This window comes from Bacillus sp. FJAT-47783 (assembly GCF_022808615.1).
GTDB lineage: Bacteria > Bacillota > Bacilli > Bacillales > Aeribacillaceae > Bacillus_BZ.
This window is the reverse complement of record NZ_JAKZKS010000075.1, coordinates 1-585: the sequence shown is the minus strand read 5'-3', so window position 1 is coordinate 585 and position 585 is coordinate 1. Positions and strand designations below refer to the sequence as shown.

The following is a 585-nucleotide window of genomic DNA, read 5'->3' as shown; positions in this document are numbered from 1 at the left end:
GAGCCAGCCGCCTAAGGTGGGACAGATGATTGGGGTGAAGTCGTAACAAGGTAGCCGTATCGGAAGGTGCGGCTGGATCACCTCCTTTCTAAGGATTCTTATCGTATACAGAAGCGCTTGGTGTTTTGTTTAGTTTTGAGAGGTCATTCTCTCAACAAATAAATAATTTAAGAGATGGGCCTGTAGCTCAGCCGGTTAGAGCGCACGCCTGATAAGCGTGAGGTCGGTGGTTCGAGTCCACTCAGGCCCACCATCTCTAATATATGGGGCCTTAGCTCAGCTGGGAGAGCGCCTGCTTTGCACGCAGGAGGTCAGCGGTTCGATCCCGCTAGGCTCCACCAAACGAATGATTGTTCTTTGAAAACTAGATAACATACCAAGTATTCACTGAAAGATATTCAACTTAGGATATTTTTTTATAAGGCAAGTTCGCGACGAAGCAATTCGAAGCAGATCATTTGCCGATGGTTAAGTTAGAAAGGGCGCACGGTGGATGCCTTGGCACTAGGAGCCGATGAAGGACGGGACTAACACCGAAATGCTTCGGGGAGCTGTAAGTAAGCTTTGATCCGGAGATTTCCGAAT

2 tRNA genes and 2 rRNA genes are annotated in these 585 nt (G+C 48.4%); all 4 read left to right on the top strand.

Going from position 1 to position 585, the window contains the following annotated elements:
• Positions 1 to 88, top strand: a 16S ribosomal RNA gene (locus tag MLD65_RS18035); the annotation flags it as partial.
• Between the two features lie 88 nt (positions 89 to 176).
• Positions 177 to 253: transfer RNA gene (locus tag MLD65_RS18030), tRNA-Ile, on the top strand.
• A 12-nt stretch (positions 254 to 265) separates the two neighbouring features.
• Positions 266 to 341, top strand: a tRNA-Ala gene (locus MLD65_RS18025).
• Positions 342 to 466: 125 nt separating this feature from the next.
• Positions 467 to 585 (top strand): 23S ribosomal RNA (locus MLD65_RS18020); the annotation flags it as partial.